Origin of the sequence: Streptomyces sp. NTH33 (assembly GCF_003236365.1) — a bacterium.
Taxonomy (GTDB): Bacteria; Actinomycetota; Actinomycetes; order Streptomycetales; family Streptomycetaceae; genus Streptomyces.
The window spans coordinates 19,225-27,506 of record NZ_POTZ01000045.1; the positions used below are offsets into that span (position 1 = coordinate 19,225).

Sequence of the window (8,282 nt, forward strand, 5' to 3'; positions counted from 1 at the left end):
TTGATGGGTGTCAGCGAGGGGTCGAGTTCCGCTTCGAGAGGATTTTCGATCGGCATCGACGTGGGTGGGACGTTCACGGACCTCGCGTGCGGTGACGGCGAGTCGTTGTGGCGGGCCAAGTCACCGACGGATCCCCAGAATTTCGGGCGCGGCGTGCTTGGTGCGTGCCAGCTCGTGGCCGACCAGATCGGCCTCGGGCTCGGGGACTTCCTCGGCAGGGTCGAGCGTTTCGGGCTCGGGACCACAGCGGTGACCAACGCCCTGGTCGAGAAGCAGGGGGCCCGGGCCGGGCTGCTGACCACGGCCGGTTTCGAGGACACGATCGCCATGGCGCGCTCTCGTCGCGTGTCGATCGAGGGCTACCTGGTCCCGCCGTGGACCCCGATCGAGCGTTCGTCCGTCGTCGGCGTCCAGGAGCGAGTGGACCGCAACGGGAACGTGCTGGTCCCGGTGGACCTCGAGGCGATCCGTGCCGCAGTCACCGACCTGCTCGAGACACAGCGGATCGAGGCGCTCGCGGTCTCGTTCCTGTGGTCCTTCAAGAACTCCGAGAACGAGCTCTCCGTGGTGGAATTCGTCCGGCGCGAGTTCCCTGGCCTACCGGTGTTCAGCGGCGCCGAGCTGCACCCGAGCATCCGTGAGTACGAGCGGACCCTGGTTGCCGTCCTGAATGCCGTGACCAGCACGGCGCTGGACGGCATCGAGGCCCTGGCGCAGCAGCTGGCCGACACCGGTCTGCGCGTCCCGCTGCTGCTGCTGCAGACCAGCGGCGGGACGGTCACCCTGGCCGAGGCCCGCCGTGCGCCCGTCGTCCTGGTGGCGTCCGGGCCCGCGGCAGGAGTCATGGCCGCGGCGGAGGTGTGCGCCGATGAGGGCATCACCGACGCCATCTGCGGCGACATGGGCGGAACCAGCTTCGACCTCGCCGTGATAGCCGGCTCGCAGCCGCAGCGCTCCGAGCGCGGTGAGCTGCACGGAATGATCCTCGCCCAGCCGCGGGTGGACACGCTGTCCATCGGCTCGGGCGGTGGATCCATCGCCTGGGTGGACGGGCGGGGACTCCTGCGGGTGGGCCCGCGCTCGGCCCGGGCGTGGCCGGGGCCGGCTTGTTACGGCAACGGCGGGCAGGACGCGACGATCACCGACGCACTGGTGGTCCTCGGCTACATCGATCCGAGCAGCTTCCTCGGAGGCACGAAGACCCTCGACCGCGAGGCGGCCCTGCGCGTGTGCGCCACGCTGGGCGAGTCCCTGGGCCTCTCGGCAGAAGAGACCGCCTGGGGCATCCGGGAGATCGCCCTCGCCGAGATGACGAAGGCGACCCGGCTGCACGCCGGGTCCAGTGGTCTCGACCCGCGCCACCTGTCGCTGATTTCCTACGGCGGCAGCGGGGGGCTCTTCACAGCGAGCATCGCGGCAGCGACGAACATCCCTCGCGTGGTCGTGCCGCCGGCGGCATCCGTCCTATCCGCCTTCGGCGCAGCCTCGGCCGACGTGCGGCGTCAACGGATCAAGTCCGCGGACGTGTTGCTCGGCAGGGCCGACGCAGAGGAAATCAGCGCCGAACTGAAGAGACTCGGCTCGGGCGTCTTCCAGGACGTGGGCGACGACGGGGTTCCCGAGGGCGATCGCGTCGTGGCCTACGACGTCGGTGTCCGTTTCTTCCGGCAGACCTCCGAGGTATCGGTCCCGCTCGAAGGGACGACCTTCGACGCGAAAGCAATCCGCGCCGCCTTCCTCGAGCAGTACGCGGCCCGCTACGGAGTGGGCGCCATCGGCAGGGATGCACAGCTGGAGGTGACCTTCCTGCGGGCCGTCGCCACCGGGCGCCTGCCGCGAGCGACGTTCCCCATCGACACGGCGTCGAGGACCGACAAAGCCCCGGAGCCGTCGTCCCACCGCCCGGTCTTCCTCGACCGTGATGGCAGCGAGCAGGTCCCGTGCTACCGGACCCCTGATCTGGTCCCCGGAGATCGCATCCACGGGCCTGCCCTCGCTGACGACGTCGACACCACCGTCTTCATTCCGCGCGGCGCCGTGCTCACGGTTGGTGCGCACCGCTCTCTTCGATTGGATGTGACTCCCGATGCAGCTTGACAACATCGCGCTCGAGGTTCTGCGCCACCAGCTCGACGCGGTCTGCGGCGAGGGCGCCGCGACGATCAAGCGCACGGCCGTGAGCCCGCTGGTGGTCGAGGGGGGCGACTACTCCTGCACCCTGCTCGACGGCAAGGGACAGCTGCTGGCCGGCGGAGGGCACATCGCCTACCACTTCTACGCGGCGACCAACGCGATCGCGGGTGTGTTCACCGAGCACGGGGACCACATCCACGACGGAGACGTGTTCCTCGCCAACGACCCACACCGCGGGGGCGGACTCCATGCGCAGGACGTGTTCATCATGCGGCCGGTGTTCGCCGAGGGGCGCCTGGTCGCGTGGGTGGCCAACTCGGCACACGTGGTGGACGTCGGCGGCATGCAGCCCGGGTCTTTCGCTCCCAGCGCCACCGACTGCTTCCAGGAGGCCATCCGGCTGCCGGCGGTGAAGATCATCGCGCAGGGAGTCGAGCAGCGCGACACGTGGAACATCCTCCTCAACAACGTCCGCATGCCGCATCTTGTCGAGATGGACATCCGCGGGCTGACGGCCGGCGTCGACGTCGGAGCGGCAAAGCTCCAGCAGCTGGCGGAGCGAATCGGTGCGGACGCCCTCCAGGAGGGTTTCGACGAGCTCAACCGGCGGACGGAAATGGCCGTGCGACGCGAGATCGCGCTCATCGAGGACGGCTGCTACCGATCGACCAGCTGGGCGGAGTGGAACGACGAGCGCTTCCGCATCCCGTGCACGACGACGGTCGAGGGCGACTCCATCCGGTTCGACTTCACCGGCACGGCACCCCAGACCACTCACTTCTTCAACTCGAAGGAGTTCATCGTCAAGGGCAAGATCGGCGTCGAGCTCCAGCGCCTGATCGGCCGAGACCTCCCGCTCAACCAGGGCTACTACGAGGCGTTCGACGTCCACTGCCCAGAGGGGAGCCTGCTGAACTGCACGCACCCGGCGCCCGTCGGCGCCGCGCACATCATCGCAGCGCACGACGCCAGCGAGGCGGCTCTGCGCACCTTCCACCAGGCGGTCGCCGCCTCGCCCGGAAGTCCGAGCCGCCCCTACCTCTCCAGCTCGCAGACGATGTCGGCGAACTCCGTCGTCACCTTCTCCGGTCAAGGCCTCAGTGGCGCCACCGACTCGTGGATCATGATCGACGGCACGGCGGTCGGCTCGCCGGCCGGCAACGACCGAGACGGCACCGACTTCAACTTCTACCTGGTCGGTCAGCAGTCGGCCATCCAGACCAACGACGTCGAAGTCAGTGAGTCCTGGTACCCGATCCGGTTCGAGTACCGGCGCCGCTCCTCCGGCGTTTCCGGCGCGGGGCGTTACCGGGGTGGCTGCGGGGTGGATTTCGCGTTCACCGTCGACGGCTCACCCGAATTGACCGGGGCGAGCATCGGTGGCCACGGTCATATCCCGATGCCGGGCACGGCCGGGGGAGCACCCGGGCGTCCCACGTCGATCGAGCTGCACGACCCCGATGGCGGGGTCACCCCGATCGGGACGCTCACCCAGGGATTCAGCCTTCCCGAGGGGCACAGCTACGCGGTGAAGGCGGCCGGCGGCGGAGGCTGGGGCGACCCCCTGGACCGCGAAGTCGCCGCCGTCCAGAAGGACGTCGAGAGCGGGCTCATCTCGGCCGAACAGGCCCGGGAGGTGTACGGCGTCGACGTCACGGACGGGACGACGTCTCGCCGCGCCGAACTGCTGCGTGAACGGTTGGCCAAGGCGAGTCCGGCCGCGATCGAGCCGAGTCGGGTGGACGCGGACGAGTTGGCGTCGACGCCGGCGCTCCCGCTCGCTCCCGGGGTGGAGCAGCGGGGCGGCGTCGCCGTGAGCGCTCGTTCCGGTGCGGTCCTGGCGCACGCGCCGAGGCACTGGTCCGATGGCTGCCCAGTGCTGGTGGAGACGGTCGCTGAGGGCGTCGAGACCCGCAGCTACCTCGATCCGGCCACCGGGCACATCCTGCACACCGAGGTCGCGACAGCCGGGGAACCCAGGAGCTTCGAGTCGAGTCCGCTCCGCTGGAGCGCCTGGACGAGCTGAGCGCGGAGGAGAAGTTCGTTGCACATCCACATCCCCGTACGACGGCGATCCGTCATCGCCGAGCCTCTGCGGTCAGTCGTCCGGTGGCGGTCGTGAGCCTGATCGCGACCGCGTGCGCCGGTTCCGACTTGACGATCCACGCCGGCCTGGAGAAGTCATGAGAATCGGAATCCTGGGCGCCGGCAGGATCGGCGGGACCATCGGCCGCCGGCTGAGCGCGGGCGGACACGCGGTGAAGCTTGCCAACTCGCGAGGGCCGGAGACGCTCCGCGACCTCGCGGAGGAGATCGGGGCGACGGCCGCGCACGCCGCTGGTGCCGTCGAGGACGCCCAGGTCATCATCACCTCTGTCCCGTTCCCGCGGGTGCCCTCGCTCCGCGGGGTCATCAGCAGCGCCCCCCAGGACGCGATCGTCGTCGACACCTCGAACTACTTCTCGTTCAAGGACGGCCTGATCCAGGCCGTAGAGGACGGGCAGGTCGAGAGCGAATGGGTGCAGGAGCAGCTGGGCCGGCCCATCGTGAAGGCGTGGAACAACATTCTCGCCGGCAGCTTCATGACCAAGGCGACCTCGCCCGGCACGCCGGGCCGGATCGCCCTCGCCGTGTCCGGCGACGCCCCCGAGGCCCTGGCCAAGGCGATGGAACTCGTGGACACCACGGGCTTCGACCCCGTCGACGCGGGACCGATCGCCGACTCGTGGCGCCAGCAGCCGGGTACGCCGGCCTACTGCACCGACCTCACCGCGGACGAGCTTCGTGAGGCCCTCGCCGCGGCGGACCGCTCGATGATGACAGCGCGGCGGGATCGGATGGTGGCCGAGATGCGGCAGCTCGACGGGACCCCGACCAACGACGAACTCCTGGGCCTGAGCCGCAAGCATTACCTCAAGCCGTGACCGGAGCCGCTGGTCGTCCCGGTGGCGACGCTGCGCAGCGACAGGCTGCCGGGACGGTCCCGTGCGTCGGGACCACCATGCACAGTATCGAGACCATCATGCACAGGAGGACTGGATGGACAAGAAGGTCATCGTCGTGGGAGGAGCGAGCGGCGTGGGCGCGGCCTGCGTGCGCTCGCTGGCAAGAGCAGGTGCCTCGGTCGTCTCGCTCGACCTCTCCGAGGAGATGGGCAGGAGCGTCGCCGAGGAGGCCGGTCAACGTTTCCACCAGTGCGACATCACCAACCGCGACCAGGTGTTCTCCGTGGTCGACCAGGCCGCCGGCGAGCTGGGAGGCCTGGACGCGCTCGTCCACACCGCGGGCATTCTCGTGCAGGGGCCGGCCGATGAGCTCACGGACGAGGACTGGGCGCGCGTCATGGACGTCAACGCCCGCGGGCCGATGCTGACGAACCAGGCGGCCTTGCCGCATCTCAAGAAGGGTGAGCGAAGCAGCATCACGAACTTCGCGTCCTCGGCCGCGCTGACGGCGTACCCGAACGGCGCCGCCTACGCAGCGTCCAAGGGCGCAGTGACGGCGTGGACGCGGACGATCGCGGTCGAGTGGGCACCGTTCGGCATCAGGGCCAACGTGCTCCACCCGTCGGCGGCGACGCCGATGTTGGAGCGGCACCGCAACAAGCTGTCGGAGGAGGAGAAGGTCGCCTACGACGAGCTGTTGCGCCAGAAGGTGCCGCTCGGCGGCAAGTTCGGCGATCCCGATCGCGACATCGCACCGGTCATCACGTTCCTGGTCAGCGATGGCGCACGGTTCGTGACAGGTCAGAACATCGCCGTCAACGGTGGTTACTACATCTGAGGCCGGCTGACCCCGCCCGGCTCGAGGAGCCGGGCGTCCTGGGGAAGAAAGTCACGCCGCGCCGGGACGCCCACGGCTCGAACAAGGACGGCCGCCGCAGCGGGGCTTCAGTGTTGTCGCTTGGTGCCCGTTTCCTGATCAAGTGAGTCCGAGAAGGATGAGCAGTCTGCTGGTATCGCGGGCGTTGCGTCGGAGGTTGGCGGCGATTGGTTTTCCCGGCGAGGCGGAGTACGCCGATGGCGGGGTTACGCCGGGTGGCCATGGCGCTGGGTGCGGCGCCGGTCCGCAGCTGAGAGGCGTCCTCGGCGAACGTACATCCCTGACATGGTGCAGAGTCCCGGTCTTCCAGTGGCCGCGGATCAAGGTCGCGAGCTGGGCGGGGCGGCCTGCTCGACGGTCAGGCTGGTGGGGCCTTCCCCAAGGCCGGGTAGCTAGCGTTTTCGCAGGTTACGCAAGGGGTGTCGACGTGGGGCAACGGAGCTCGTTGGTACAGGCAGTCGTCCAAGACAGCTTGTCCCGCAAGGAGCTCCGTTGCCTGTTCATCGTGTCTCGCCGCCGGCGCTGACGGCCATCACCCGTACGGTGACTGTGGCCGCGGGCCGGTTCGCTCCCGGACATCTGGGAGAACTGACGCCGATCATGCCGTTCGAGCTGGTCGACGCGGTCTTGTCGGAGACCAGGACCGTGCAGCGGCGGTTGCGTGGTCTGCCCTCGCGGGTCGGCGTCTGCTTCCTCCTGGCGGTGTGCCTGTTCCCCGAGGTCGGCTACCGGCTGGTCCGGGACAAGCTGACCGTCGGCCTGTCGGGGATGCCGATCGTCTGCCCGGGCACGAAAGCGCTACGTGATCTGTGCCGCAGACTCGGCAGCGCGCCGGTGCGGGCGTTGCGGTGTCGGCGTACGGGCTTTTCTCTCCAGGTGCGTACAGACGAACGTCCCCAGCTGTCAGGCCACGTCGGTCTCTCGCTCGATGGCCTTGAGGCGGTTCTTGAGCCGGTAGCTGGGGCCATTGATGGCGATCACTTCGCAGTGGTGCAGAAGGCGGTCAAGGATCGCGGTGGCCAGGACCTCGTCGCCGAAGACCTGGCCCCACTCGCTGAAGGTTTTGTTCGAGGTCAGGATGATCGAGCCCTTCTCGTAGCGCTTGGAGATCACCTGGAAGACCAGGTTCGCCTCGGCTCGTTCCAGGGGCTGGTAGCCGACCTCGTCGACGACAAGGACGCCGGGCCGCAGGTAGGTGCCGAGTTTGCTGGTCAACCGGCCTGCGGCCTCGGCGGTCTTCAGACTGCGGACCATGTCGTCGAGGCTGGTGAAGTAGATCGAGTAGCCGGCCCGGCAGGCCGCGACCGCCAGAGCGACGGCGATGTGTGTCTTGCCCACTCCGGGCGGGCCCAGCAGGGCGGCGTTCGCCTTGGCCTCGACGAAGGACAGGGTGGCCAGGTCCTTGACCTTGCGCGGGTCGAGGTCGGGCTGGAAGGAGAAGTCGTACTCATCCAGCGTCTTGTGGTGGGGCAGCCGGGAGAGCCGCAGGCCCTGGCGGAAGCGGCGGTCGTCGCGGACGGCGAGTTCCTCGGACAGCACCAGGTCGAGGAAGTCGAGGTAGCCCATCTTCGCTTCGTCGGCCCGGCGGGTGTACTCGTTGATGGTCTCCGCCAGGTGGGGCAGGCCGAGCTTGGCGGCCGTGGTGCGGATGCGGTTGCCGGTCAGCTCGCTCAAGAGGACTCCTTCGTTGCGGAGTTGGTGGTGAAGGGGCGGGTGCCGGTCAGCTCGTCATAGACCGACAGCGGCCGGCGGCCGACCTCGATGCGGGTGGCCGCGGCCCGGTTCAGCAGGGCCTGCAACGGTCCGGCCTGATCGTCCGCCGACGGATTGGTGCGGGGCCGAGGCACCACGTCGCCGGTGGTGGTCCGCCGACCCTTGCCGGTGGGCAGGCCGTCCCAGTGCGTCTGATCGACGACCCGGACCCCGCGGCCGACCGCCCGCGGGTGCATGGCCAGCAGCGTTTCGCCGCTGGCGTCTGTGACGGTCGAGTGCAGCATGACCTGCGACTTCGTGGCCCGGATCTCCACCAGCTGGCGGGGGCGGACCCGGCGGGCGGGCACCGAGTAGAGGTTGCCGCCGAAGGCGACCAGGCAGTCCTTGCCGACCGGCCGCAGATGCCGCTCGGCCACCAGATACGGGGTCGGCGGCAGCGGCCTGAGGGCCGCATGGTCACGGGCCGCCCGCTCGCCGATGACCTCCCGGTGCGTCTTGTGGATCTGGCCGCGTCGCTGCGGCACCCAGGCGGTGAAGGCGGCGTCCATCTCCTCGAGGGAGGAGAAGGCCCGGCCGGACAGGACGTGGTCGCGGACGATCAGCACCTGGCGTTC

At 69.2% G+C, this 8,282-nt stretch carries 6 protein-coding genes and 1 pseudogene; 5 read left to right on the forward strand and 2 right to left on the reverse strand.

The window, feature by feature from the left end:
• Positions 1-3 precede the first annotated feature (3 nt).
• The 5 genes and pseudogenes from C1I97_RS07135 to C1I97_RS40625 all read left to right on the forward strand — a co-directional run.
• Positions 4-2,097, forward strand: coding sequence for a hydantoinase/oxoprolinase family protein (locus C1I97_RS07135; RefSeq protein WP_111002379.1), 2,094 nt, complete (start codon positions 4-6; stop codon positions 2,095-2,097).
• Entirely contained in the window at positions 2,087-4,159 is a 2,073-nt protein-coding gene (locus C1I97_RS07140) for a hydantoinase B/oxoprolinase family protein (protein ID WP_111002380.1), read from the forward strand. Before C1I97_RS07135 ends, C1I97_RS07140 begins: the two co-directional genes overlap by 11 nt.
• Positions 4,160-4,316: 157 nt before the next feature.
• A complete protein-coding gene (locus C1I97_RS07145) occupies positions 4,317-5,057 on the forward strand; it encodes an NADPH-dependent F420 reductase (protein WP_111002381.1) in 741 nt (246 codons plus the stop codon).
• 115 nt (positions 5,058-5,172) lie between these two features.
• Positions 5,173-5,916 carry an SDR family NAD(P)-dependent oxidoreductase gene (locus C1I97_RS07150; RefSeq protein ID WP_111002382.1) on the forward strand — a complete coding sequence of 248 codons (744 nt, stop codon included), beginning with the start codon at positions 5,173-5,175 and terminating at the stop codon, positions 5,914-5,916.
• A gap of 639 nt (positions 5,917-6,555) precedes the next feature.
• Positions 6,556-6,801: pseudogene (locus tag C1I97_RS40625) on the forward strand (transposase domain-containing protein); the annotation flags it as partial.
• A 57-nt stretch (positions 6,802-6,858) separates the two neighbouring features.
• Here the strand turns inward: C1I97_RS40625 and istB are convergent.
• Both istB and C1I97_RS07170 read right to left on the reverse strand, forming a co-directional pair.
• On the reverse strand, positions 6,859-7,629 hold the full coding sequence (istB, locus tag C1I97_RS07165) for an IS21-like element helper ATPase IstB (protein ID WP_111002383.1): 771 nt from the start codon (positions 7,627-7,629) through the stop codon (positions 6,859-6,861).
• The coding region (locus C1I97_RS07170) for a Mu transposase domain-containing protein (RefSeq protein ID WP_441349089.1) at positions 7,626-8,282 on the reverse strand (657 nt) is incomplete at its 5' end. The genes C1I97_RS07170 and istB, both read right to left, overlap by 4 nt.